The sequence below is a fragment of the Cytobacillus sp. FSL M8-0252 genome, assembly GCF_038007345.1.
Taxonomy (GTDB): Bacteria; Bacillota; Bacilli; order Bacillales; family Cytobacillaceae; genus Cytobacillus; species Cytobacillus kochii.
In genome coordinates this window covers 720,968-745,951 of the sequence record NZ_JBBOWZ010000001.1, presented here as the reverse complement: position 1 = coordinate 745,951, position 24,984 = coordinate 720,968, and the positions used below count along the sequence as shown (strand labels likewise).

The 24,984-nt window shown below is 36.4% G+C and carries 28 protein-coding genes; 7 read left to right on the top strand and 21 right to left on the bottom strand.

Features of this window, described 5'->3' with window-relative positions:
• The first annotated feature begins 115 nt into the window (after positions 1–115).
• Positions 116–730 carry a glycerol-3-phosphate 1-O-acyltransferase PlsY gene (gene plsY, locus MKX83_RS03815; RefSeq protein WP_095370658.1) on the top strand — a complete coding sequence of 205 codons (615 nt, stop codon included), beginning with the start codon at positions 116–118 and terminating at the stop codon, positions 728–730.
• Between the two features lie 11 nt (positions 731–741).
• On the top strand, positions 742–1,551 hold the full coding sequence (locus MKX83_RS03810) for a GNAT family N-acetyltransferase (RefSeq protein ID WP_341054165.1): 810 nt from the start codon (positions 742–744) through the stop codon (positions 1,549–1,551).
• Here MKX83_RS03810 and MKX83_RS03805 read toward each other — a convergent pair.
• The 3 genes from MKX83_RS03805 to MKX83_RS03795 are packed head-to-tail and all read right to left on the bottom strand — an operon-like array spanning position 1,531 to position 4,164.
• Complete coding sequence (locus MKX83_RS03805; RefSeq protein WP_341054162.1) at positions 1,531–2,643, bottom strand: alpha-hydroxy-acid oxidizing protein; 1,113 nt, start codon at positions 2,641–2,643, stop codon at positions 1,531–1,533. The two genes, MKX83_RS03810 and MKX83_RS03805, sit on opposite strands and share 21 nt — an antisense overlap.
• Before the next feature lie 23 nt (positions 2,644–2,666).
• Positions 2,667–3,401, bottom strand: a complete 735-nt coding sequence (locus MKX83_RS03800) for a class I SAM-dependent DNA methyltransferase (RefSeq protein WP_328198911.1) — start codon at positions 3,399–3,401, stop codon at positions 2,667–2,669.
• A 16-nt stretch (positions 3,402–3,417) separates the two neighbouring features.
• Positions 3,418–4,164 carry a metallophosphoesterase family protein gene (locus tag MKX83_RS03795; RefSeq protein WP_341054160.1) on the bottom strand — a complete coding sequence of 249 codons (747 nt, stop codon included), beginning with the start codon at positions 4,162–4,164 and terminating at the stop codon, positions 3,418–3,420.
• Between the two features lie 451 nt (positions 4,165–4,615).
• Between MKX83_RS03795 and MKX83_RS03790 the strand changes: the two genes are divergently transcribed.
• The 3 genes from MKX83_RS03790 to MKX83_RS03780 all read left to right on the top strand — a co-directional run bounded on the left by MKX83_RS03790 (position 4,616) and on the right by MKX83_RS03780 (position 7,345).
• The gene (locus MKX83_RS03790; protein ID WP_095370662.1) at positions 4,616–5,542 is read left to right on the top strand and encodes a manganese-dependent inorganic pyrophosphatase; all 927 of its coding nucleotides are present in this window, start codon (positions 4,616–4,618) and stop codon (positions 5,540–5,542) included.
• A 109-nt stretch (positions 5,543–5,651) separates the two neighbouring features.
• Entirely contained in the window at positions 5,652–6,143 is a 492-nt protein-coding gene (locus MKX83_RS03785; RefSeq protein ID WP_157733804.1) for a DUF3888 domain-containing protein, read from the top strand.
• 68 nt (positions 6,144–6,211) lie between these two features.
• Positions 6,212–7,345 carry a zinc-dependent alcohol dehydrogenase gene (locus tag MKX83_RS03780; protein WP_340977751.1) on the top strand — a complete coding sequence of 378 codons (1,134 nt, stop codon included), beginning with the start codon at positions 6,212–6,214 and terminating at the stop codon, positions 7,343–7,345.
• A 270-nt stretch (positions 7,346–7,615) separates the two neighbouring features.
• Here MKX83_RS03780 and MKX83_RS03775 read toward each other — a convergent pair whose 3' ends face one another.
• The 4 genes from MKX83_RS03775 to MKX83_RS03760 all read right to left on the bottom strand — a co-directional run bounded on the left by MKX83_RS03775 (position 7,616) and on the right by MKX83_RS03760 (position 12,059).
• Positions 7,616–8,182 carry an AAA family ATPase gene (locus MKX83_RS03775; protein ID WP_341054157.1) on the bottom strand — a complete coding sequence of 189 codons (567 nt, stop codon included), beginning with the start codon at positions 8,180–8,182 and terminating at the stop codon, positions 7,616–7,618.
• Positions 8,183–8,614: 432 nt separating this feature from the next.
• Positions 8,615–9,910, bottom strand: coding sequence for an IS110 family transposase (locus MKX83_RS03770; protein ID WP_341054155.1), 1,296 nt, complete (start codon positions 9,908–9,910; stop codon positions 8,615–8,617).
• Between the two features lie 161 nt (positions 9,911–10,071).
• Positions 10,072–10,797 carry an alpha/beta fold hydrolase gene (locus MKX83_RS03765; RefSeq protein WP_095370666.1) on the bottom strand — a complete coding sequence of 242 codons (726 nt, stop codon included), beginning with the start codon at positions 10,795–10,797 and terminating at the stop codon, positions 10,072–10,074.
• Positions 10,798–10,961: 164 nt separating this feature from the next.
• Positions 10,962–12,059, bottom strand: a complete 1,098-nt coding sequence (locus MKX83_RS03760) for an NADH:flavin oxidoreductase (protein WP_095370667.1) — start codon at positions 12,057–12,059, stop codon at positions 10,962–10,964.
• Positions 12,060–12,191: 132 nt separating this feature from the next.
• Here MKX83_RS03760 and MKX83_RS03755 point away from each other — a divergent pair, with 132 nt between their 5' ends.
• Positions 12,192–13,043: a LysR family transcriptional regulator gene (locus MKX83_RS03755; protein ID WP_095370668.1), complete on the top strand. Its 852-nt coding sequence runs from the start codon at positions 12,192–12,194 to the stop codon at positions 13,041–13,043.
• Positions 13,044–13,116: 73 nt separating this feature from the next.
• Here the strand turns inward: MKX83_RS03755 and MKX83_RS03750 are convergent, their stop codons facing one another.
• Entirely contained in the window at positions 13,117–14,130 is a 1,014-nt protein-coding gene (locus MKX83_RS03750; RefSeq protein ID WP_341054151.1) for a DUF3231 family protein, read from the bottom strand.
• 699 nt (positions 14,131–14,829) lie between these two features.
• Between MKX83_RS03750 and MKX83_RS03745 the strand changes: the two genes are divergently transcribed.
• Positions 14,830–15,279: a hypothetical protein gene (locus MKX83_RS03745; protein ID WP_341054149.1), complete on the top strand. Its 450-nt coding sequence runs from the start codon at positions 14,830–14,832 to the stop codon at positions 15,277–15,279.
• A gap of 390 nt (positions 15,280–15,669) precedes the next feature.
• On the opposite strand, the gene MKX83_RS03740 is transcribed toward MKX83_RS03745, so the two are convergent.
• The 13 genes from MKX83_RS03740 to MKX83_RS03680 all read right to left on the bottom strand — a co-directional run bounded on the left by MKX83_RS03740 (position 15,670) and on the right by MKX83_RS03680 (position 24,818).
• Positions 15,670–16,860, bottom strand: a complete 1,191-nt coding sequence (locus MKX83_RS03740; protein WP_341054146.1) for a cytochrome P450 family protein — start codon at positions 16,858–16,860, stop codon at positions 15,670–15,672.
• A gap of 204 nt (positions 16,861–17,064) precedes the next feature.
• The gene (locus MKX83_RS03735) at positions 17,065–17,757 is read right to left on the bottom strand and encodes an LrgB family protein (RefSeq protein ID WP_095370672.1); all 693 of its coding nucleotides are present in this window, start codon (positions 17,755–17,757) and stop codon (positions 17,065–17,067) included.
• Complete coding sequence (locus tag MKX83_RS03730) at positions 17,727–18,134, bottom strand: CidA/LrgA family protein (RefSeq protein ID WP_233435314.1); 408 nt, start codon at positions 18,132–18,134, stop codon at positions 17,727–17,729. The genes MKX83_RS03735 and MKX83_RS03730 overlap by 31 nt, the downstream gene beginning before the upstream one ends.
• A gap of 41 nt (positions 18,135–18,175) precedes the next feature.
• Positions 18,176–18,832 (bottom strand): GntR family transcriptional regulator, encoded by a 657-nt coding sequence (locus MKX83_RS03725; protein ID WP_180317015.1) that lies wholly within the window; start codon positions 18,830–18,832, stop codon positions 18,176–18,178.
• On the bottom strand, positions 18,813–18,965 hold the full coding sequence (locus MKX83_RS03720) for a hypothetical protein (protein WP_180317016.1): 153 nt from the start codon (positions 18,963–18,965) through the stop codon (positions 18,813–18,815). The genes MKX83_RS03725 and MKX83_RS03720 overlap by 20 nt, the downstream gene beginning before the upstream one ends.
• An 89-nt stretch (positions 18,966–19,054) precedes the next feature.
• Positions 19,055–19,495, bottom strand: coding sequence for a GNAT family N-acetyltransferase (locus MKX83_RS03715; RefSeq protein WP_095370674.1), 441 nt, complete (start codon positions 19,493–19,495; stop codon positions 19,055–19,057).
• Positions 19,473–20,090: a nucleotidyltransferase domain-containing protein gene (locus MKX83_RS03710; protein WP_095370675.1), complete on the bottom strand. Its 618-nt coding sequence runs from the start codon at positions 20,088–20,090 to the stop codon at positions 19,473–19,475. The genes MKX83_RS03715 and MKX83_RS03710 overlap by 23 nt, the downstream gene beginning before the upstream one ends.
• 113 nt (positions 20,091–20,203) lie before the next feature.
• Positions 20,204–21,274, bottom strand: a complete 1,071-nt coding sequence (locus tag MKX83_RS03705) for an NAD(P)H-dependent flavin oxidoreductase (protein ID WP_341054142.1) — start codon at positions 21,272–21,274, stop codon at positions 20,204–20,206.
• Between the two features lie 13 nt (positions 21,275–21,287).
• Positions 21,288–21,839, bottom strand: a complete 552-nt coding sequence (locus MKX83_RS03700) for a thioredoxin family protein (RefSeq protein WP_095370677.1) — start codon at positions 21,837–21,839, stop codon at positions 21,288–21,290.
• 55 nt (positions 21,840–21,894) lie between these two features.
• Entirely contained in the window at positions 21,895–22,344 is a 450-nt protein-coding gene (locus MKX83_RS03695) for a DinB family protein (protein WP_157733805.1), read from the bottom strand.
• 22 nt (positions 22,345–22,366) lie between these two features.
• Positions 22,367–23,092: an MOSC domain-containing protein gene (locus MKX83_RS03690; RefSeq protein WP_341054139.1), complete on the bottom strand. Its 726-nt coding sequence runs from the start codon at positions 23,090–23,092 to the stop codon at positions 22,367–22,369.
• A gap of 116 nt (positions 23,093–23,208) precedes the next feature.
• Positions 23,209–24,345 (bottom strand): N-methyl-L-tryptophan oxidase, encoded by a 1,137-nt coding sequence (gene solA / locus MKX83_RS03685; RefSeq protein ID WP_095370680.1) that lies wholly within the window; start codon positions 24,343–24,345, stop codon positions 23,209–23,211.
• A gap of 236 nt (positions 24,346–24,581) precedes the next feature.
• On the bottom strand, positions 24,582–24,818 hold the full coding sequence (locus tag MKX83_RS03680; RefSeq protein ID WP_095370681.1) for a hypothetical protein: 237 nt from the start codon (positions 24,816–24,818) through the stop codon (positions 24,582–24,584).
• Positions 24,819–24,984 lie beyond the last annotated feature (166 nt).

Below are 24,984 nucleotides of genomic sequence, written 5' to 3'. Positions count from 1 at the left end.
TTTGACAAAGATAGACATTATTTTAATATTTATTTATTATTTTATAGGATATTTTCGCATAGACTAATATGGTAAAATTAGTAATGTTAGAATTTTCTTGATAAGGAGTTTAGCTATGGACTTATTTATTTTATTACTATCTTATCTCATTGGCTCGATACCTACTGCCTTGCTTGTAGGTAAACTTTTCTTTGGCATTGATATTCGTGAATATGGTAGCAACAATCCCGGCGCAACGAATACACTTCGGGTTTTAGGAAAAAGAGCAGGGGTTACTGTTTTAATTATTGATATTGGTAAAGGTGCACTTGCTGCTTCACTCCCCCTGTTACTTCAAACAGGTGGTGATCCACTAATTATTGGTTTGTTTGCAGTTGTTGGGCATTGCTTCCCTATTTTCGCTGGCTTTCGTGGAGGAAAAGCCATTGCTACTACTGCTGGTGTGCTATTGGTCGCGAATATCTGGTTATTTCTAATTGCCTATATCACCTTTGTTGCCGTGGTTTCTATCACAAAATACCTTTACTATGGCTCCATTTCTGTAGGGGTTGCTCTTTTCTTATATGCCACCCTTTCACCACTACAAAAAAATGAATGGATTTTCTTCCTATTTTTATTGTTGCTCATTTATTTACACCGTTCAAATATTCGCAACCATTTACTGCAGAGGGAGCCTAAAATTAATGATAAGAAAATTAAAGATGACCGTCTGCCACCTAAACAAGCTTAAGGAGGTCTGTTATGACTAAACAGTTAGCCAAGTTCATCGCTGATTTAAATCAATTAGACAAGCATCATATCGGCTATTGTGGAGAAAAGGAAGAGGACATTCTGCATGATATACAAGAAATAAAGCCTTATTTTATCACTTATGAATATGAGGGTGAAATTGAAGCTGCAATAGGATTAGATATTGATGAAGCTGACCGGAGTGCCGAAGTATGGGGTCCCTTTGCCAAGAATCATGAGGTAAAAAAAGATTTGTGGAACCAAGTTGTAAACTCCTATGAAAATAAGCTACAGCAATTATCGTTTTTTGTGAACGAAAAGAATAATAGTACCTTACATTTTTTACAATCAATCAATGCCACTCACCAAGGAAATCACGCCATACTCGCAGCAAAGCGAGGGATTTTCCAAAACATCTGTCACAGCTATCATGAGCAATATCGCAACGATTTTCTGCTACTACACGAAGCAACTTTTCCACAAACTTATTTGTCAGGCGAAGAGATACTAAAACTGTTGGATCAGCATCATAAACTGCTTCTATTGACAGAAAATGGCCAATTACAGGGCTATGTATATCTCGAAGCTGCACCACACTTTGGTGAAGGGCAGATTGAATTCCTTGCTGTATGTCCTAAAGCAAGAAAAAAAGGAAGAGGGCGACAGCTCATTGAGGCTGCACTCGAAACACTCTTCCAGTTTGAAAACATAGATAAAATCACATTATGTGTATCGCTTGATAATCATAAGGCGATCAAGTTATATCAATCAGCTGGATTTGAGCTGAGTGCACGGTTAAAATTATTCTCTTATCAATTTTAACTGATTTAAGTCTTTCACTCTTGCAATGCCAGCTAGGGACATGGTAATTCTCGTTTCTTCTATTAAGTTTTCTAATACTTTTTCAACCCCTACTTGGCCGTCTATACCTAAACCATATACAAATGGTCGACCAATACATACAGCTGCTGCGCCTAGTGCCAATGCCTTTACTATATCCGTCCCACGGCGAATACCACTATCAAATACTACTGGCACTTTTTGATTAGCTGCTTTAACAACCGCAGGCAATGCATCTAGCGCAGCAACTGTTCCATCTAATTGCCTGCCACCATGATTAGAAACAATTAGCCCTGATGCGCCTGCCTCTATTGCACATTGTACATCTTCTGGATGAAGGATACCTTTAATATAGATAGGTAAGGACGTTCTTTTTGCTAATGCTGCAATATGCGACCAATTCATTTCAGGATAATGAATATTATCTAAAACAGATTGAATCATAGATTCATGGTCAGTCTTCTCACCAAGCGCATGCATAAAGGCTGGATCTGATTCGTAATTTGCTTTACCGTAGCCCTCTTTTAGCGGAGAAAATTGTGTAGCGATATCCGTTTCTCTCCAGCCTGTCATAATTGTATCAACAGTAACGACAATCGCTTCATAACCTGCTCTTTCAGCTCTCTCTACCATACTGAATGAAACCTCTTCATTCCTCGACCAATAAAGCTGGAACCACTTTGGACTATCTACTGTTGCCGCTTTGACCTCCTCAATCGAGTAGCTAGAGACTGTACTCTGGATAAAAGGAACTCCGATTGTTTTCGCCGCTCTAGCAGTTGCCAATTCACCTTCTTCATGTGTCAATTTTTGCATGCCGACTGGGGCAATAAAAATGGGGTATGGATAAGTATGCTCTCCTAATGTCACACTCATATCTATATCTGCTACATTTCTAAGCATTCGAGGTAGTATTGACCATTTTTCGAAGGCTGTTGTATTCTTTCGTAATGTTTCCTCATTACTTGCTGCCGAGCGGACGTATCCATATGCTCCCTTAGACATAAGTTTTTTTGCTTCTTGTTCTAATGCTTGATATGAAACAGGGAAAACGGCTGGAACCTCAATATTCATCTGTCTATCTCCTTTTGTTAAACTCATTTGCGGCTTTTTTCACATGCGAAGAGTAGGAATAGTGGGATCCTTTGGCGTCTTTTCCACTCTTTTTCTGAAGAGAATGATGATTGAATTGGTGTAGCTTCACTAAGATTCATAATATTAAATTGGCAATCTTGCAATATTTTAAAATACTGTTCGATCGTCCGATGATACTTCACAACTTTTTCATCAATCCACGGCTCTACCCGCTCACCAATTAGAAAGTAGTCATCCACTACCCAATTTTCTCGCTTACCTCCACCGCTAATGAAAGCACTTGTAAGGACCGGATGCTGTACACTAAAGACAAATTCGCCACCCGTTCGCAAACTGTTATAAATATTCTCGCAAATTTGTTTGAAATCTTCAAGATAGTGAAGCGTTAATTGTGAAAAGATACAATCATAAGTTTCTTTTTTAAAGTCATATGTTTCTAAACTAGCATGAGTTAATTTCACATTAGGAATGCCTGCGAGGTTTTTCAGAGCCAATTCTAACATTTTTTGCGAACCATCAATCCCTGTATAGGACCCGAGTAAGGGTGCCAACTCTTTTGCTAAAGTGGCAGCACCACACCCAAGTTCAAGCACATCTTTATTGCTCATGTCACCTAGTAAATTCAAAAAAGCTGGTTTTTCTATCATTTCATTAGGGCTTTCTTTACGCATTCTTCTTTTCAAATAATTTTGTAAAAATTCATCATTTTCATAAACGGATGATCCCCGATATTCCACTGTATCGCTCCCTTTATTATTTTGTTGGTGCTCCTCGATATCTCGCTTCACGTAGCTCGAGAGCATAGGCTGCAACATTGGGCATCCCCATTATTTCAGCTTGATGTATTTCTCTTTCAATATCATAAGGAATTCTCACTATTTCAATTGAGAAGGGACCTTCTTGTTTAGATTGATAATTCCCATGCATAATCGCAAAAGTTGCCTGTGGAATATCTAATGAATTACCGACACTGCCACAATTAAATAATGTTCTTTGCGGTTGAATTGGTTCAATGAGCGCAGCATGAATGTCTCCGAATCCAATTACATCAGGCTTCCTCTCTTGTTCAAGCGGCTTTATCCATTCACTTATTTCAAACATCTCATTTTTCTCTTTGGTCGTGGCCTTCATTGGGATGACTCTATGATAAACACTTTTTGCTGAAGCATGATAAAGTCGTATATATTTTCCACTCATATAAAAATCAAAATGGAAGGGTAAGCTCTGTAAATAGTCCATAGCTTCTCCCTCAAGCTGCTTCTGATGCCACTCGATTTCTTCACTATCAATTGGCTTTCTAATAAAATCATCCCAATTCCCTTGCAGTACCACATCACATGTTTCTCTTACTTTATGTACTACCTCTAAACCACTCGGACCCTTACCAATTAAATCACCTAAGCAAAAAATCTTATCTATTTTTCTTTCTTTTATGTGATGTAGGACCGCTTCTAAAGCTGTCAAATTACCATGAATATCTGAAATAATTGCAATGGCCATGGTCATTTCCTCCTTCGTGCTTGTTGATTATAGTATTTTGCCATAAATAATAGCAGTTTTATTGTTGAATTGGTTACTCTACTTTGTTCAAGAGGGACGGTTCTTCTTTCAGTAACTATCTCAATTGTACTTCTTTCCCTGAAGTCAGTGATTACTTCTTTTGCGACTTGAGATTCCTTTAAGAGATCCGCATCCTTTCATTTGCCACTTCCTCACTTACCACCAAGGAGGGCAATACCTCTCTATTGCCAACAAAGGACAATTCATTACGAAAAGTCTACTCCTCTTTCACTGAGCAGTAAAGGGTTTAGCAAATACTAAAAACTCCCCCTCTCTTCCTTCCATTTCTTTTCTCCGAATTAAACATGAATGTATTGTGTTCTTGCCATGATTACTGCTAAAATTTATGTTAAAATAGCAATGAATAATCTTTTAATCAAGGAGACGAACGATGTCAAAAGTATATATTTTCGGTCATAAAAACCCAGATACTGATACGATTTGCTCTGCAATTGCCTATGCAGACCTCAAAAAAGAATTAGGTATGGATGCAGAACCAGTTCGCCTTGGCGAAATTAACGGAGAAACACAATACGCATTAGACTATTTCAAGCAAGCGGCACCGCGCTATGTAGAAAAAGTAGCTAGCGATGTAAAGGAAGTCATTCTCGTTGACCATAACGAATTTCAACAAAGTGCAGATGATATTCGTGATGTCCAAATTCTTGAAGTCATTGACCATCATCGTATTGCCAACTTTGAAACAAGCGATCCTCTATACTACCGTGCAGAACCAGTCGGGTGTACAGCAACCATTTTAAACAAAATCTATAAAGAGAATGGTATAGAGATTAAAAAAGAAATTGCTGGTTTGATGCTTTCAGCTATCATTTCTGACTCTTTACTTTTCAAATCACCGACATGCACAGAACAAGATGTAAAAGCCGCTCAAGAGTTGGCTGAAATTGCTGGTGTCAACCCACAAGTATATGGTTTGGAAATGCTTAAAGCCGGTGCAGATTTAAGTGAAAAAACTGTGGATCAATTGATCACACTTGATGCGAAAGAATTTCAATTAGGTGAACACAAAGCTTATATCGCTCAAGTAAACGCTGTCGATTTAGACGATGTCCTTAAACGTAAAACGGAAATAGAAGCCGCAATGATGACAGCGATTGTTGATAAAGAATTAGATTTATTCCTATTTGTATTAACAGATATACTTAACAATGATTCAATGGCTATTGCTCTTGGATCTCAAGTAAAAGCTGTGGAACAAGCATTTGAAGTCATTCTAGTAGATAATCAAGCTCTACTAAAAGGTGTTGTTTCTCGTAAGAAACAAATCGTACCACCATTAACAAATGTATTAGCTTAATTTTTTTTAAAAAGTGTCCTCATTGCAAAATGAGGATACTTTTTTTATGGAAAAATATATGTATAAAAAAGGATATATATACAAATTTTAATAAAAAGGAGGTAATATGATGAAAAAAATCCTAACGTTTATGTCCATTGTTTTACTTGCAATTAGTGTCATGACTCCTATAGCGAATGCCGAGGGCCACCATAAACACCGTAGTCATAAAATGCACGGGATGCATGAGGCATTTAACCAATTTCTATTCGACCAATTTGATGAAGAAATAAATAAAGCCGTCAGCAACTATTACAAAAACGATTCCATGAAGGTGCAGTATCATACAAAAGGTCAGCACCCTCATGCACTGGTAAAAATCGTACAATCTAAAGAAGAAAATAAACTGAGTCACCCCTATATATTAACTTTCATCGTCAATACTTACGAAGGTGATCAAACGGAACCCACTGGTATTGATAAAATCAGCTTTGGTGTCACACCACTTGATAACAACAAAGTATTTAGCCAGCAAGCTGTGGCAGGTTCTAAAGTTGAATTAATCGAGTTTAAACATCATGACCCTAAAGAAAAAATAGAAACGAACAAAAACGCCGAATAAGGCATTTTTTTGCATAATAGCCTCCACATTTGAAAGAATAAACATTAAAACATATAGAGGTGATAACCATGAAAGCTGTCACATACCAGGGACCTAAAAAAGTAGCAGTAACAAAGGTAGCCGATCCAAAGATAGAGAAGAAAGACGATCTTATTGTAAAAATAACTTCAACGGCTATTTGTGGATCAGACCTTCACTTATATCAAGGAAATATGCCACTACCGGAAGGCTATATCATTGGTCACGAACCAATGGGAATCGTAGAAGAAGTAGGTCCAGATGTGACAAGGGTTAAAAAAGGCGATCGGGTTGTTATCCCCTTTAACGTATCATGTGGACATTGTTTCTACTGCGAACACCAAATGGAAAGCCAATGCGATCATTCTAACCCTCATTATGATTCAGGTGGATACTTTGGCTATGCAGAGAAATTCGGTAACTATCCTGGAGGACAAGCAGAATATTTGAGAGTACCATTTGGAAATTTCACCCCTTTTATTGTGCCTAAAGATTGTGAATTAGAAGATGAATCTCTGCTTTTTTTATCTGACGTATTACCTACTGCCTATTGGAGTGTACTTCACTCTGGAGTAAAAAAAGGAGATACAGTAATCGTTCTTGGTTGCGGACCAGTTGGGCTAATGACTCAAAAATTTGCCTGGATGATGGGAGCCAAAAGAGTAATTGCAATCGATTATTTGGACTATCGAATGAATCATGCAAAAAAAATGAACAAAGTAGAAACATTTGAATTTACAAAGTATCCTGATATGGGGGAGCATTTGAAAGAAATCACCAATGGTGGTGCGGATGTTGTCATCGATTGCGTTGGAATGGACGGAAAAAAATCTCCAGTAGAATTTCTTGAACAGAAACTTAAATTACAAGGCGGCACTTTAGGACCCATCCAAATTGCCACAAAAGCCGTAAGGAAATTCGGAACAGTTCAATTGACTGGCGTATATGGAGGCAATTATAACGCATTCCCACTTGGTCCATTTTGGGTCAGAAATATACAGCTTAAAATGGGGCAAGCTCCTGTCATTCATCTGATGCCAGAACTTTATCAAATGATACAAGAAGAAAAGCTTAATCCTAAAGAGATTATCACACATAAAATCTCTTTAGCAGATGCCAGTCATGGATACCAGATTTTTAATAACCACGAAGATCAATGTATAAAGGTAGTATTAAAACCGTAAATAATGACAATGAAATGAAAAAATGGCTTTTCATTTGTATCTGCAATTTTAGTCCTATATTGTAAGAAAACTGAGAATGTCAGCGGAACAACGAGTTAACAAATAACGATCAAATATCATCACGTAACATGAAGAAGCTGTAATCCTCAAGTGAGATGACAGTTTCTTTTTTTCAATAAATTTATTCCTAGTTAGTTAATTTGGTAGCTGAATTTGAACATTAGCACCCCTTAGCTCAAGAAGAAACTTAATTATAAAAATGAGAGATAATCATTTACATTTAGATATTTTAACAATTTCTTTGATGGTAGAATTAACCTCCTTGCTATTTTTAATTATATATAAATAGTCTGCTTCCCCTTCTCCTGGGTCAACTACATCTTCATGTAAAGATTCAGCTTGTTGCCGAATAAGCACTTGCTCAAAATTAGAATATGCACCTCTTAATATATTGGTATTTCTTTTACTATTAATAACCCGTTCTTTTAGAATTTCATCTGGAATATCAAAATTTACCAAGATACGGATAAACTCATCTTTATTATAGACTTCTTTAAGCAAATACTTTCTACCTTTTCTAGTTCTATTTGCACTACTAACTATAATATGAAGATCCGTATTTTCTATTGCATATTCAGCAATTAACTTGGATATGGAATGTTTAAGAGTATTAGGTCCAGTTTTCGGTTGTAATTTTTTGTAATGCCTATTAACAAATTCAGCATGATTATCCTGATCTAACACAAAAGAGTTTTCTAGTTCATTTTCTAATTCTCTTGCAAAAGTACTTTTCCCACAATGAGTCTTGCCCACAGTAATAACCACTAACCTCTTCATAATATTATCTCCTTTAACTAAACTCCCTCAATAAACAAACACTTATCTCTTAATTACGCAGTTTTTCACCGTATTGCTATCTAACTTGTTTTACTTTACAGATTTGATTAGAGTGAAAAGTACACAATCAAGCTGTTTACGAAGAAAATGAGCGCAGGAAACTAGCCAACCTTCGGTTGATTCCCAAAAGTTGGATAAATAGGTATGTACGCACCAATGGATGTCCACATCTCTTATGGAGGTCTACCCTCCCAAGTCTCACAGAGTCTACGCTCCTACATTCCTTCGTTCAACCTTTCCATAAGGTGGATGTCGGTCATGCTGCCCCACAGGATCTAAGTCCTTACGTTAGTTGCGTTGCCAACTAATCCCATGCTGATTTTGTCTGTTCATCTTGTTAAATCTATTGGTTAATCGTTAGTTTAATAGTGATTAAGCTGCTATTTGTTCTTGGATAAATGCATGCATATGAGGGATGTCCTTCAACATCTTCTCCTCTTGAAACACAAACTGTTTCTTACCAATAGAGAATAGTATACGGATGAGCTTATTACACAAGGCAATTAAAGACTGCATCTTTTTTAACGGATTGTCAGGTCTCATTGTGTAGTAATAATGTAGGGCTTTAAAGGCTTTGTTCTTGGCTACTAGAATCATAGATGCTCGGAATAACAATGCTCGTAATTTCTTTCGACCACGTTTGGTTATTCTGGTTCTCCCTTTATGCTGACCTGATGTATTTTCTTTTAAGCTAAGTCCAGCCAGTTTAGTTATCTGGCGAGGATGATTGTATTCACTCAAATCGCCTACTTCAGCGAAGAAACCCGCCACTGTATCACGGCCAATTCCTGTTATTTTTAACATTTGATCAACGCCTGGAATATCTTGAAGTAGTGTATCCAGAGTTTGGTCAAGCTCTTCGAACTTTTTTTGAATGAGTTCATACTTTTGAATTAACGTTCTTAACTCCATTTTAGCCATCATGGCACCCTGACGGATGCCAATCGAGCGATTGGCTGCTTCTTTTAAGGCACGAATCTTCTTAATCCCTATACTGCGCTTCACTGCTTGCCTAAGGTATTCTAGTAATTCTTCTTCTGTATATCTCACCAGTTCTTCCGGTAATGCTTCCAGCTTTAATAAATGAAGAGCTGCCTTCCCTTCCCAACTTTTAAAAACGGTAAAGAACTCTGGAAAATATCGATCAATCCAGTTGTGTATCTGTCCTTGCACTATTTGTAAGTCTACATTTAATAGATCACGCAATTTCTTAGCCACACGCAGTTCTGCGAAAACTCCTTGTGGTATCGTTGGTTCGGAGTATCTACCATCTTTGACTAGTTGTGCAATGACTTTTGCGTCTTTAACATCATTTTTAGTTGGAGAATTATCGTCTAGTTCCTTACTGTGCTTGACGTGTAAGGGGTTGACCGCGACGAACTTAATCTGTTCCTCCTTTAGAATATGAGCTAAATTAAGCCAATAATGGCCTGTTGGCTCCATTCCAGTAATGACAGACTCCATTTTGTATGAATCTTTTATTTGATTAATCCAATTAATAAATGTCCTAATTCCTTCTTGAGTATTATCAAAAAAGCAAGTAGAACCTAGCTCTATTCCACGATAATCTTGTGCTCTAGCTACATGATGATGTTTGGCAATATCAATACCAATGATTAAGGTTTTTGATGTAATTTGAGCTATTTTATGATTTTGGTTATAATTCATTTTGAGACCTCCGAATAGATATTTTGTCCCTTTTAGCTAGCCGGCTTAGGACACATTTATCTTATCAAGAGGTCTTTTTTCTATCAAATTTCATTTTCACTTATTACAGGAATGCTGCCCCGTTTATTCTATAAGAAAAGCTGCTTAAATTAGCAGCTGAACTAATTATTCTCAATTAACTTTTTTATTGCATAGACTACGACTTTCGGTTCGTCATTTTGTATATAGTGAGCACTATTTTCAGCAATTATTAATTCTCCTTCAGAGGATATTTCGAGAATCTCTCCCTGCATTTCATTCCATAACTTTTGTGATTCTATAGAATAATGAGCTTTCTGACCCGCAGATAGAACAATTAATGGGACATTTAATTTTTTTCTAGTGTCTTTTAACTGCTTCAGGCTTTCCATAAATTCTCCATAATTTCCTTCGTAAACGAATTGCCTCTTATATGCTTGTTGAAAATCTTTTGACATTGTAGGGAGAAAACGCTCTCTGTATTCTTCTGGAGTAGAGTCAATCAAGACTAGTCCACAAACTTCATTTGGATATTCAGTAGCAAACATCCGCATATTTACTCCACCAAACGAATGACCTACTAATATGTAGGGAGGCTTAATCTTAGCTTCACTAAGAAGTTCCTTTAATTCTTTTACCATTTCACTGCTAGTTCTGGGACTAGAACTTGGTTCACTTTTCCCAAGTCCTGCTCTATCATAAATTAGTACACTAGAGAGCATTGAAATCTCTCTTAATACTGAATTCCATGCCTTAGAAAAGTCTCCATATCCGGCATCCATTATGACTGTTGGCTTTCCATTATTTTCTCCCACCAATTTAGCATATAATTTACATTTACTTATATGTATAAACATTTCATTGTTCATTGGTTCACTCCTATCATTTTGCCGACTATCTTAAGTTAAAATTTAACATTACTAAAAATCTTATTCAACAAACCTGCCCCCATTGTTCCATAAGAAAAGAGCTTCCTTATTTAACTGTTAGTTCAATAAGGAAACTCATGACGATTTCACTTTTCAAGTTAGTATTATTCTATTTCAAAATCCTTTATATTGGCTATGGGATGAAGTGTTGCTTCGGCATTAAATGTAGAAAGTACTTCACCTTGCTGAACTTTTTTAACCCAATCATGATCAGCTAAGGCTCCTTTACCAAGAGCTACTAGATCGGCACCTCCATCGGTTAACATTTCAATTGCTCTATCTACATTTTCGAGTTGTCCATTGGCGATTATCGGTAATTCGCTGTATTTTTTTGCAAGAGATACAAGAGAAGTCTCACTACCTTCGAAGGCAGGTTGCCAAGCTTCAAATTCTGTTACGTGAATATAATTTAATCCTGACTTACCTAATGCACTAAAAATGATCTCTGCATCTACTTCTTTGCCTGACCACTTATAAAAGTAGTCATTGACTTGTGATTGTGAAATTCTCATCCCAACAATAAACTGCTCATCCGCAACGGCTTCCGTTACAGCGTTGGCAACTTCAACAAGAAACCGTACTCTATTTTCGGTGCTCCCCCCATATTCATCTGTCCGAACGTTCGTGTACTCTGTTAAAAAAGCATCTAATAAATATCCGTTTGCACCATGCAATTCTACACCATCAAAACCAGCAGATTTTGCTTTTTTTGCCGCCTCTACAAAACTGTATTTAACATCTACCATTTCCTCTTTTGTAATGGTTCTTGGCCGTTTAAATGGACCTTCTCCAAGATAGAATTTTAATTGCTCTCCTTTCGGTTGAACAGCAGATGGCGCTATGGTTTCTTCAGTAAATCGATTTCCTTGGGAAAGTGGTCCGGTATGTTGCAATTGCATAAAGATCTTTCCACCTTCTGAATGAACAGCATCAACAATTTTCTTCCATTCTTTCGCTTGTCCATCCAATGCAATTCCCGGTTGAAACTGATACGTTTGACTGTTCTCGTCATCTATATATGTGCCTTCCGTAATAATTAGCCCAAAGCCACCCTCTGCAAAAGAACGGTAGTATTTAATCATTCTGTCTGTAATGAAACCTTCTTGGTCTGCACTAATTCGCGTCATAGGTGCAACCGCTACTCTATTTTTAAGTTCTGTATTGTTGATGTTGAATGATTGAAACAAAATATTTTTATCCATCTTAAGATTCCTCCTGTTGATTTGATAATTGACAACTTCTTAGTAAATAGCTTAAATGAAGTATGTAGTTTAGTAAAATGAATATATTAAAATTAAACATTCAATAATATTGAACCAACAAGGGGTATAAATATGGAGCTACGTCAATTAATTACATTTAAAACTATAGTAGAAAAAGGTAGTTTTAATAGAACAGCCCAACACCTAGGCTATTCACAATCCTCTATTACAACACACATTAAAGAGCTTGAAAAAGAGTTAGACAATCCTTTGTTCGACCGATTAGGAAAAAAGGTAGTTTTAACGCATTTTGGAAAACAATTCTATCCATATGCTACCCAAATTATTGAACTTTACAATCAATCTTTAAATATAGATAAAGAACCACAGGGTCAACTAACCATTGGTATATCGGAATCGTTGACCATCTGTCGAATTCCACTTATTCTACTTGAATTTAAACAGAGATATCCAAAGGTTAATTTACATGTTAAATCATTAGAGAACTATGATGTTACTAAGAGTCTACAAAGCGGAGATATTGATTTAGCACTCATTTTGGAAAAAGAAGATTGGATAAAAGAAGATTTATTTATTAAGGAATTGATTAGAGAGAAAATGGTATTAATTAGCCCCAATGAAAAAGACTTCTCCAGAACCGCATTGTATTCTGATTTACGATGTAGTTACAAGTCTGTTTTTGATGAGTATATAAAATTAAACCAGTTAGATATTGAAGCTAGTTTAGAGTTTCAGAGCATTGAAGCCATTAAGCATTGTGTTAAACATGGGTTGGGCATATCTTTAGTGCCTTTGTTCTCAGTGAAAGAAGAATTGAAAAATGGGGTGTTTAAGGGGGAAAAGGTATCTAATAAGCAATCGTCGATTTCAACTTATATGACGCATCATAAAGATAAATGGATTTCTCCATCGATAAAGTGTATGATGGAAATCGTTCAAGAGCATGCAAGTCATTGGGAATAAAAAAAGAGCTTCTTAGCTCTTTTTTTATTTGCCTTCCTATTAGTATTAAGAAGAAAAAGCCACCTATTGGTAGCTATTCATTTTTTTGTTCTGCTAATTTACTTCTATCTTCAGACAATGGGGGTTGTTCGACCCAACGATTCTTAATCATTAGATTAATCCATTCATTACCAATATCTAAATCATCTGCAATTGCTTTCATGTATTTTGGTGATAAATCTCGTCTTGGTGAAGTAGCCCAACCGGTCCCGTAATACACCATTGCTGTTGAAAATAAAAATCCTACTTGGAACATGATGAGTTTTTCAGAGAATGGTGAGTTCGTCGAATCTGTAATTTCAGCATCAAAAATAGACGGATTCGGGAGGTTTTCTGCTAGAAAAACTTCAAAAAACGTCCTTACATGCTTCTCTTTTGTCTTTACAGCTTTCTTTAATAATTTTTTTACATCTTTTGATTTTGCCACTTGATGAGCAAAAACTACAAACGCCTTAGCAAATATGCTTTTCTTTAAATTAAAATAAATATCTGCTATTTCAATGCAGCTTAATGGCCTTTTTTCTCCCAACCATCCCGTTAAATAACTTTTATCATCTATGTATTCTGCTCTATCTGGAGGGGTAATCACAGGGGGACGCAAATACAAACCTTTTTCTAAAAGTAAGTTTTTCGTTTGGTTACACAATTCCACCGAAGTAGTTATACATTCACTAAAATAATTTCGAACATCTACTCTAGTACATGTAGTTATTGCACCACTATACCCATTACAACCATGTATGGACATAATGTTTAAATAATTTAAACAAAAAACATCAGAGAAAACGCGAGGTACATTTGGTATGTAATCATTGTCAGAAAATCCAATGGGAATCGGAAAACTTTCACTCTTAAAGAACTCTTTAATTTTTCGTGTATGTTCGTGGCTAAGGGCCATTGCATATTCAAATACACTTCTTATTTCAGTATCCTCTATATGTTCCAACATATGTTTGTGAATACAAATACTTGCGGTTTCGTTCATATACTGTGTCCATAATGCTGCAATCTCAGCAGAAGTTAATTTTGCATTAGATGTATTGTTCATTTTTGACTCCTCGCAGTTTTTACTCATAAGGTGTCCCATTCACCAAGTAATATTCGATGCCAAAGTTATTAAGGATAAAAAGGAAATTCAATTGCATTGTAAAAACCCTGTTTTAAAAAGGATAAAGGTAATAATTAACTTAAACTCATAATTTATTGGGAGTTTGAAAATGATAGATTTAAGGTGATAATATGAATAATAATCTTAGACTTACTTCTCTAAAGACAAGGACAAATATGGGGAGCATATATGAATCAAACAATAAAGATATAGTTAATGGATAGTCTGATGACTATAGTTGTGGATAAATCCATTAAAGAAATATTTAACTTGTTGTTACTTTTTTTGCAAAGCAGGAGAAACAAGATCATACGAAATTTAGGGTATTACAGTTCAAATTGGACTTAATGAAATCGTTTTTGCAATTATCCACATATAATTAAATTACATTAATTCCGTGTGATGAAACTGTATAAAGAGGCGAAGACATAGTGTCTTACAACTGATGCTAAAAAAGGAAAGTCGTCAAAAACCTTCATCTCTTGTCAAGTGCCACAATCGAAAGAAATAAGGGGATTTTAACCGCTTCTGGAAAAAACGGTCGCTCTCAAATGAAGGTATTATCTCAATTATATAGAGAGATTACTTTCCAGCTTAAATCCTTTGAAAAAGAAGTAATGCTTGTAAAGGTGGAACAGTATGAAATATTCTCCACTAGAGAAAATATTATGGAGTATTGCTTTACCAGGACTTGGACAATATTTAAATGGAAAACTATTTAAGGGCACCGTTTTTCTCATGCTAGAAATATTTATAAACATTAAATCAAAGTTTAATGAAATCATTATATATAGCTTTAAAGGGAATATTCCTATGGCTATAGAACAAGCAAATTATCACTGGCTTATGTTTTATCCTTGTTTATATTTCTATGCGATTTGGGATGCTTATAAAGAATCTGGTGTAGGAAGTAAATATTCTTTCATCCCATTTGTGTTTTCGGGTTATTTTGTTACAGCTGGTTTGCTTTTTTCGGTAGACTTCACGATTTTCGGTATACTATTGGGACCTGTTTGGTTACCAATGTTATGTGTAATTCCTGGAATAATTATAGGAAATATATTTATGAAGTTAATACCTTTTAAGTAATCATTAAATGCTAATGACTTAGAAACATTGTAACTCCCAATCCAAACTTCAGTTTCTGTTGATTTTCCTTCTCCATTGTTAGACAGTATAGCGTAACACATAAATATTTCTTCTATTGAAGGTAGCTAGCAGAGTATTACCATATTCTTGTTTCTTCACAAGAAAATTACAATGATATTCCTATTCATTTTCAACTTTTCATTGATCTGCACCATTTAGATTATTTAGGTGTTCTTATACTGGTGGTTTGTCCTACATTAAATATAAAATCAAGAACAATGAAAACCTAAAATAGGAATAAAAAAGGAAAATGACGTGCACCTGTTCACACGTCATTTTTTGCGATTTATCCATAAAGCATCCAAGAACAAAGAGATTTTGTTTATCCTCTTAATTTTTATTTAAGTTAATAAACATGGTTTTTAACCCACGAATAATGATACTTTGTCTCCACTCTAGTTCAGACTCGGGGACAGCTAAGCTTACTTTGGGAAAGATCTGCAATAATATACGTAAAGCGGTGTCCCCTTCTAATCTTGCCAATGGTGCACCTAAGCAATAATGAATTCCTTTTCCGAAGGCAATATGCGGGCTCTTCTCTCTTGTAATATCTAACTGCTCTGGATTTGAGAAAACTTGCGGATCGTGATCAGCTGAAGCAAGAGAAACAATGACATGATCACCCTGTGCAATTTCCTGGCCCATAAAGGTAAAAGACTCACTCGCCCAACGATCCGTACTGAACTCAACCGGCCCGTTATATCGTAAAAGTTCTTCAATTGCCTGTGGCATCAAGTCAGGGTTTTCTTTTAATAATTGTAGCTGATCGGGATGTGACAATAAGGCGAGTAACCCGTTGGCGATTAAATTTACTGTAGTCTCATGCCCTGCTACGATTAATAACATGATGACACCGATTAGCTCACGCTTCGATAATTTATCCCCATCCTCCTCCGCTCGAATTAAATCAGAAAGTAAGTCCGCCTGCGGAGTAAGTTTCTTTTGTTCAATTAAATTTTCTAAGTAAACAATGAATTCGCCCATCGCTTCGTCGTGATCTTCGGGATCCATTACATCTACTAACACATGTGACCATCGTTGAAAATCCATTTGATCTGCCTCAGGCACACCAATCAATTCACAGATGACACGAATAGGAATCGGAAATGCATACACTTCTATAAAATCAACCGTCTCTTTTCCCTTCATTAGTTCTGCTTGTTCTAGAGCAATTTCTTCCACTCTTCCTTTAAGCGCATTTATTTTTTTGGGCGTAAAGCCATATTGGACAAGATTGCGTAACCTTCTATGGTCAGGCGGGTCAACAAATAACATACTACTCGCAATCGGTGGCATATTCTCATCTGTTATTTCGTCTGGATAGACTTTTCTCATATCTTTTATAAAACGTGGATCTTTTAACACCGCTTCACTCGCTTCATAACTAAATGCCATCCAAGACTCCATACCACTGAATAACTTCACCTTTGTAAATGGCTGGTGTGGTCTAATTTCTTTGTAATAATCATAAGGGTTTTGATGAAACTGATGTGAGAAAATCTCATCTGTTTTTTGTGGCAAATCGCTTCCTCCTTTATTGACTCTGTACTGTATCTATTCTTGGCGATCGTTGAAAACCCTTTAATTTGCGTATAAACTGATACGATAAATGAACTGATAAATAGCCTAACTGACAGTAAAGGCATCTCATCCCTCGTCTAAGATATATTTAACACAATCAGAATGAATTCGTTAAACAAAAAAAGCCTCTATTATAATAGAAGCTTACATTTGCAAGACCCAAACGATGAGTGGTCCGATGATTGAACCAATAATGGCACATATAGACATAGTAATGGAGCTAATGGAAAAAGCGAGCTCATCATATTCAGCCGCTTTTGCCGTACCCATTGCATGCGAGGTGCCGCCAAGTGCAATTCCACGACCAATAGATGTGTAAATCCTCAAATATTTAAAAATATAGGGGGAAATTATTACGCCGAAGATCCCCGTAATCGTTACCCCGACAACTGCCATGGAAGCATTCCCTTCTAACACTTTAGCTACTTCTATTGCGACAGGTGTTGTAAGTGATTTTGGTAGCATTGAAATGATTAGTGCAGAATCAATACGAAGTGCCTTTCCAAGGAGACCCACACTTAACATCGCTGTTAGAGTTGCAATAAACGCCCCACCTATAATCGTAAAAAGGTATTTTTTCAAAAAATCACGTTGTTTGTATAATGGATAGGCTAGGGCAACAACGGTCGGACCTAATAATGATGTAATGAACTGCCCACCTTCCATGTATTTATCATATGAAATACCTAAGCTTACTAAAATGATAATCATTAGAACTGTACCTGACAAAATTGGTAACAAGATGGGTAGTGGATACCTTTTATATAGCGATGAAACAACGAAATAGATAACTAAAGTGAGAAGAATCATAGAGATTGAGAAGAAGATGTCTCGCATGCTTGATCCGCCTCTCTTTGTTGTGTCTTTTTCGCAAAATACTGGGTTGTTTTACCGGATACTGCCATTGTAATTATTGTACTCACCAATATCGCAATAATCAGTAATAATCCGCGCACAGATAGTAATTCTGGGTAATCCATGACCCCCACCGTTGCTGGAATAAAAAACAACATCAGAATACTAAGAAGAAACTGCGCACCGCTCTCTATCATTTTGACGGGCACAATGTTAAAACATAAACAAACAAATAATAACAACATACCAATAATATTTCCTGGTATGGTTAATGAGAAAAAATGCTGAATAGAGATTCCTATAAAGGAAAAAATATATAAAATACATACTTGTAAAATAACCAATAAAACTTTCATCATTCACGCTGCTCTATTTTCCTGAGCAACTGCCCTTCTTTCTATTAATAGGATGATAGATTGGCCATCATTTCAGAATAAAAATGATCAAGATGTCTAACCATAGCCGTTTTTGTGCGATCAATATCTCCTGACCTTAACCCTTCTATTATCAATTGATGTTCATTATAAACCGTTTCGATACTCACTCTTTTATTTAATATATATAACCCATACCAATTCACATAATCTATTAAATTACGAATAATTTGATACAATCTTTCATTATTTGTTAACTCTGCTAAAAATAAATGAAAAGCAGAATCATGATACATAAATGCGACTGGATCCTCTTTCAATTCAAAAAGTTGCTGGTCCTTTTCCTCTAGTTTATGTAGCATCTCCTGATTTAATAATGGGATTAAAAGTTCAATGACGAGCGCTTCATTCGCTTTTCGCAATTGAAATACTTCATTGACATCTTTACGCTCTATCTCTTTCACTGAAATCCCTTTTCTCGGTAATGATTGTACCCAGCCTTCCATTTCTAACTGTTGAAGTGCTAACTTTAAAGGCGTCCGGCTAATCCCTAGGCTTTCGCTCAAGGTACGTTCATGAATTGTTGAGCCTGGTGCAATATCATGTTGAATAATCGCTCTTTTTATTTCACGATAGGCATGTTCCTTAAAAGAAGGTGGTTGTTCAACCTTTTGAAAAACCATACAATCTCCCCTTTGAAAATTTGGTATCTGCATCTGGTATACCAGATGCCAACCAAGAAAGTATACCAGTTGTTGCAATAAACAACAATAGGTGGTTGTAAAGAATATATGCTTGATATCTTTTTATCATCATTATATATTTCACACCAACTTATTATGACAAGAAAAAGACTCCCCAGATGAGAGTCTCAATAAACAAAATATCTTACTTACCGTAGATTATCATGATTGCTTCCATTCCATTGAAATATTTCTGGGTTGGAATCCCAGTGACTCGTACAATCCAATGGCTGGGTTACCGTGATAAGCTGTTAATCGAAATTCTTTGAACTGTTGTTTTCTTAGCTCCTTCATCGCTGCCATCATTAATTGCCGACCCATTCCTTTTCCTCTATTGTTTTCTTGCACATACAATTCATAAATGAAGCCAATTTCTTGCTCGGTCATTTCGTCTCTTTTTCCACCAAGCAGCACCCATCCCATTATTTCTTCATGTTCTACAGCAACAAGATATTCTCCCCCGTTACTTCTTATAGATTCAACCATCTCTCTCAGCTTACGCTCTTCCGGTTTAGAACGGTTTAATGTACCTTCATACACTGATTGAACAGATAACTTTAAAATACTTTCTACCTCTTTTTCAGTTGGCTTTCTGATCTCCACTATATTTCTCTCCTTTTCTTGCTGGTTTCCAATGCGTCCATCGCGTTATATCTTGGTCAGCTAACCAATCGTAAAATTGCTCACTATTTATGATTCCATCTTCTAAGACTGCTCGATACACAAAAATGGAAGGGTAGGTTAATTCTCTCTTAGAGAGTTCCTCTTTTATTGATAGGATGTGTGTTCTTGATTCATGTGTTAACGAATATTGCATTTCCTTCACAAGATCCCTAGACAAAGGTCCTTTATGACTTTTTGGAAATAACCACATATCAATTTTCCAAACTTCTAGATTATCATACTTATATAAAATCTTAAAATAGAGACCATTAAATGATTCATTCAGGTAATTGTGATATTTAATATCTACTACTTGTGGGTGGTCAACAATCTCCGCTAACATACTAAACACTTGATTGGCATTAGGTTCATCACAAAAGACTTCGATATCAATATCACAATCGACCATTAAATCATAAGCATAGGCTCCCACTACATATACTTCTCCTATTCGAGACCACCTTTCAAGTAAAGAAAGCTCCTTCAATATTTGTTTAGCGCGCTCTTTTCGTTTCCCTGCTCTTTCTAATAACATCGTAACCTCCAACTATTTCATTTTTAAAAATTATTTGATTTTTTTAAGTGTAAGAGGTTTTGTCAAGATAAAAAACGCGTGGTCTCATCTCCCACGCGTGAGTAATTTAATCTTTATTCATCATCCAATTGCTGATCCAACCCTGCAACAAGATTATCCATGAGTACTTTTACAGATTGAAGAGTAGCCTTTTGATAACTTTCTCCTGCCCAAAGTGACATGAAGTCAGTCTGATTTTGTTTCGCTGCCACTAATCTTATCGCTTGTGTTAAGTCATTTTGAAGTGGATAAGGTAAGCTAGTTTGGTTTTTCATTTGCTCCATAAAACGGTTGTGAATCCCTCTTGCCCATTTACCCGAAAAGGCTTCTGTCAAGCTTGTTTTCTTATTAGAAGAGACAAGCATTTTCTTATAAGCGGGATGAATACCACTTTCTTCTGTTGCTAAAAAAGCAGTACCTAATTGAACACCCTCAGCTCCTAAGCGAAAGGCAACTTCTGCACCCGAAGCGTCCATTATGCCACCCGCCGCAATGACTGGAATACTGATTTCATCCGTAACTGCTGGAATAAGGTCAACTAACGGAATAAGGGAATCAAGTGCATCACCGATAAAAGTACCACGATGACCGCCTGCTTCTTTCCCTTGTACAACAAGAAGGTCGCAACCTCTCTCTTCCCAGAGAACAGCTTCTTCTACTGATGTCGCTGTACCGATTACTCTTGTTCCTTCTTTTTGTAATTCTTTTATCACTGCTTCTTCTGGAATACCAAATGTGAAACTACATATCGGAACAAAAGATTTCATCACAACTTCTAATTGCTGTTCATAAAATAAGCGGTGATCTTTTCTTGGTAATTGAAGCGGTGCATCAATTTGAAGTTCGTTACGAAATACTTCTAGTGATTCAATCGCCCTTTCTTCTTCTTCTTTTGTGAAAGCGATATCATTCCCAGGTATAAATAAGTTGATGCCAAAAGGGTGATTGGTTTTTTGACGAATATCATGAATCATCGTTTCCATATCCATTGGGCTCATATAACCCGCTCCGATATTTCCGACACCACCATACATAGAGGTTCTACTAATTAAATCAACAGTCGTCGCTCCTCCTGCCATTGGTGCTTGGAATATTGGGTATTTCGCCTTTAACATATCTGTTATTCTATTTTGGTTCCAACTCATTTCCCCTCACCTCTTATTTTAATTTTGCAATAATGCTCTCAGCCACACTATGCCATAAACTTGGATCAGATTGATAGGTTTCTCCAATGCTTTTATAAAGCTCTTTTTGAGCCTGTTCAAAGCTTGGATCTTCCTTAGCAGGTAGGGAGGTTCTTCTCTCCATCACATAATCTTGCAATCTTGGTGCACGTGGGCCCCATACAGCTTGTTCTGCACCTGCTTCATCAATAAATACAAAAATAGGAATTGCTCGTGCTGTTCCGTTTGTTAAGTATTGATCCATTAATTCTAAATTACTATCTCTTAGAACAAACCGTACTTCCATACCGATTTCCTCAGCAATTTTTAATAGAACAGGATTATTAATCATCGCATCGCCACACCAATCCTCAGTAAGGACAATGGCGTGCAGATTTTTTTGCTTGACCTCTTGTAATGCTTCCTTTTCTTCTTCACTAAGTGAAAAACCCTCATAAATGGTAAGCATACCTTCTTTGTTTACTTGCATATGATTTAGATATTGCTCTTTCGTTAAACCCTTTTCAAACCATTCTCTTAATTCCATTTCCTTTGCACATCCCTCTTACGTTTTTATCCAATCATATCATACCATTGAACGATTAAAGTATGGCACTAATTTGCTTCATATGATGTTCGTCATGTGCAGCAAGCCCGATGAGATAATCATATAGGCTTATTTTCTTATTGCCAATGATTAACGGTTTTTGCCAATACGAATCTGGAATTTTAGAGATTCTTTCTATTATTAGTTTTCTTTTTACAAGCAATTCTGCAATGATTGTCTCCTGCGATTGATTTCTTGCTGCTTCCGCGGCTGTTGGATTCATTTCTTCTGCAGAAGGAGCTTTTGGTAGAGGAAGGTGTAATAAAACAAATGGTAGACGCTTTTTTAAAATAAATTCATCCCACGGAATAAAATGACCTACCACTTCAGCGACCGACCATTTTCCTTCATTTATTTCTTTCCGCCAATGGCTTGTTGGGATTGATTCTATAAATTTAATAAACTGTTCATGATGGCGGATCATCGCTTGTTTTTGCGATTGCACTGTATCACCCCTCATCAGTCATTTATAGCCAAATCTCATCACCAAGCTTTACGTTCCCCGTTTGAATCACTTTTGCATAAACACCAAAATGATTATGATTGGTTCTAATAATCTCTTTATGTATGGTAGGTGTCCTTTTTCCATTTTTCGGATCAATAGTAATAATCATACAACGTTCGCAAGGCTTAGTTATCTCTATCACCACTTCTTCTCCTATTTTCATTTGGTTGGAGATCCAATCATGTTCCGAAAATGGCATATCGTAATCAGTATGGATAATAAAGTTGGGACGGAAACGCTTCGGATCGATTTCACTTTTTCCAAGTTGCTTACTTAAATATTGTAGTGATGAATGTGTTACTAACAAAAGGGGAGCTTCTTCAATAGCCCCAATGGGTACATAGGATGGCGTAAAAGAATGAAAAGATAAATCCCTTCCACTTTTCAGACGAAGATCTTGCCTCCACCTCTCATCATTCCACCCGTACCTCTCTCCATTTGCTGTATGTATTTGTAACTCCGGGTATGTATCTTCATTTTCCTCACTGACAAAAGTGGCTTGATATGCTGCCATTTCTTGATATTGAGTGATCGTAAGGTATTTTCCTTGTCTACTCCTATCTATAATGACGTGGCTTCGGTCGCCATACACACCGTATGGTAAGACTCTAGTGGACTCAACATTTTCACCACCAAATGACTTGACAGGATAACGTAGTAATGACGAAAGAACACCAATTTTTTGCATGCTCTTACACCTCCTCTATGACCTGGTGTCGAAACTTGAACCTTCTTCTATCCCTCTCCGACATAATTCCTCTTATTTCCCAGGAAAGTATCTGATTAACGACATTTCCCTCATTATTATCGCTTCAATTCAGCAAATCTCTCAATTGTGAAAGGGGAAATATCCACTGACGAAGTTTTTCCTTGGATTAGTTCGCTTAAAACATGACCAACTACACTACTAAATTTAAATCCATGACCGGAAAATCCCGCTGCAATTGCAACATTCTCATATTGAGGATGTTGATCAATAATAAAATGCTCATCTGGTGTCATTGTGTACATACAGGTTTTACCAAATTGTAAATTTGTTTTTTCAGTGAAATATCTCCCTAGAAATGTTGTAAGCTCTCTCTCATCATCCTCATTAAAAGGCTGCACTTCTTGTTTACTCTCTATTCTCTGAACATCTCCATCATGCCTTCCTAGTTTCAATCCTGAACCATCTATACTAGGAAAGCCATAATAATGACCTAATGGCGATTCAAATGTAAAGGCTGGAAACTGTTTCGCCTCATAAACATCCTCTTGTGCTTCATACCAAGCGAAAGTTTTCCGAATCGGATTTAATGGAAGCTGCAAGTCCAGATAACTAAGGATGGAATTTGTGCCAGCTCCTGCTGATACAATTAACGAGTCTCCTGAATAATGACCATCCTGTGTAGCAATATTAACAATCCCTTCTATAATAGATAAGTCAGTAATTACGCTATCAGTCACGATTTTAGCACCATAGGACAAAGAAAGTCTCCGGTAAGCCTCAATACAATCTTCACACTTCAAAACCCCAGATGTCGGCTCATGATAAGCAACCATTCCATCATCTAAATGTAATGCACTCCATTTAGTATTGACCGTTTCATGTGTGTAAACATCAAGTGGTAACTGATATTTTTCCGCACTTGTTTTGACCTCCTTCATAAAAAGAGAAGTCTCGCTACCAATATTTAAAACACCTGTTTGTAAAAACAACTCCATTTCGGATTCTTTCTCTACTTCTTCCCATAGTTGTTTAGCCTTTAACAAGAGTGGCACATAAGCATGTCCTTCACCATAAGCATATCTAATGATTCTCGTCTCACCATGATGACTTCCTTTCTGATGAGGTGGCCTATTTGCATCGATAAGCAAAACCTTTTTGCCCTCTTTCGCTAAATAATAACCTGCAGCCATCCCCATCGAACCTGCGCCGATAATAATTGTATCGTAATGCAATTTTTATCCCCTCCAAGATGCTAAACTATAAGTGTTCTTTTATTTAATTTTCTAAATACTATCACCATTAGCCAATATACCACAGGAACGGGAAGACTTTTGTCGAAATTTGTTGCAATTGTTTAACAATCTCTTAAAGGAAGTAGTCGTGTAGGAAAAATTAACAAAAAAAAGATTGATTATATAAAATATAAACTCCTCAACAATCAAAGTGTTTTATTTTACAAACCAATCTGTTATTCGAAGAAATCATTAAATGACCATATAATAAGAAAGATACTTACGACACCCCAGGCTACTGTACCTAAAATCCAGTATATAATTGCTTGCATATCTCTATTTCTTTTGTACGCCCCATTTTCACCTTGAGCCACTAGCCTCGCGAGTTTATTCTCCATCCTTTTTTTCATAGAAGCAACTGTGATAAAACCGGAAACAATGATGAATAGAATCATCCAATGCAAAAGGTTCACACCTTCCCTCCGCTTCGTTTTAACCATAATAACATAAACTAGCGAGGTACTCTTATACGTGGATTAAGAAAGGATAAAATATCCAAACGAGATATGTATGGCATTTTAATATAGAAGATCTGCAAGTTATTTCTATAAACTACCTTTTACCATAAGTAAAGTGGTT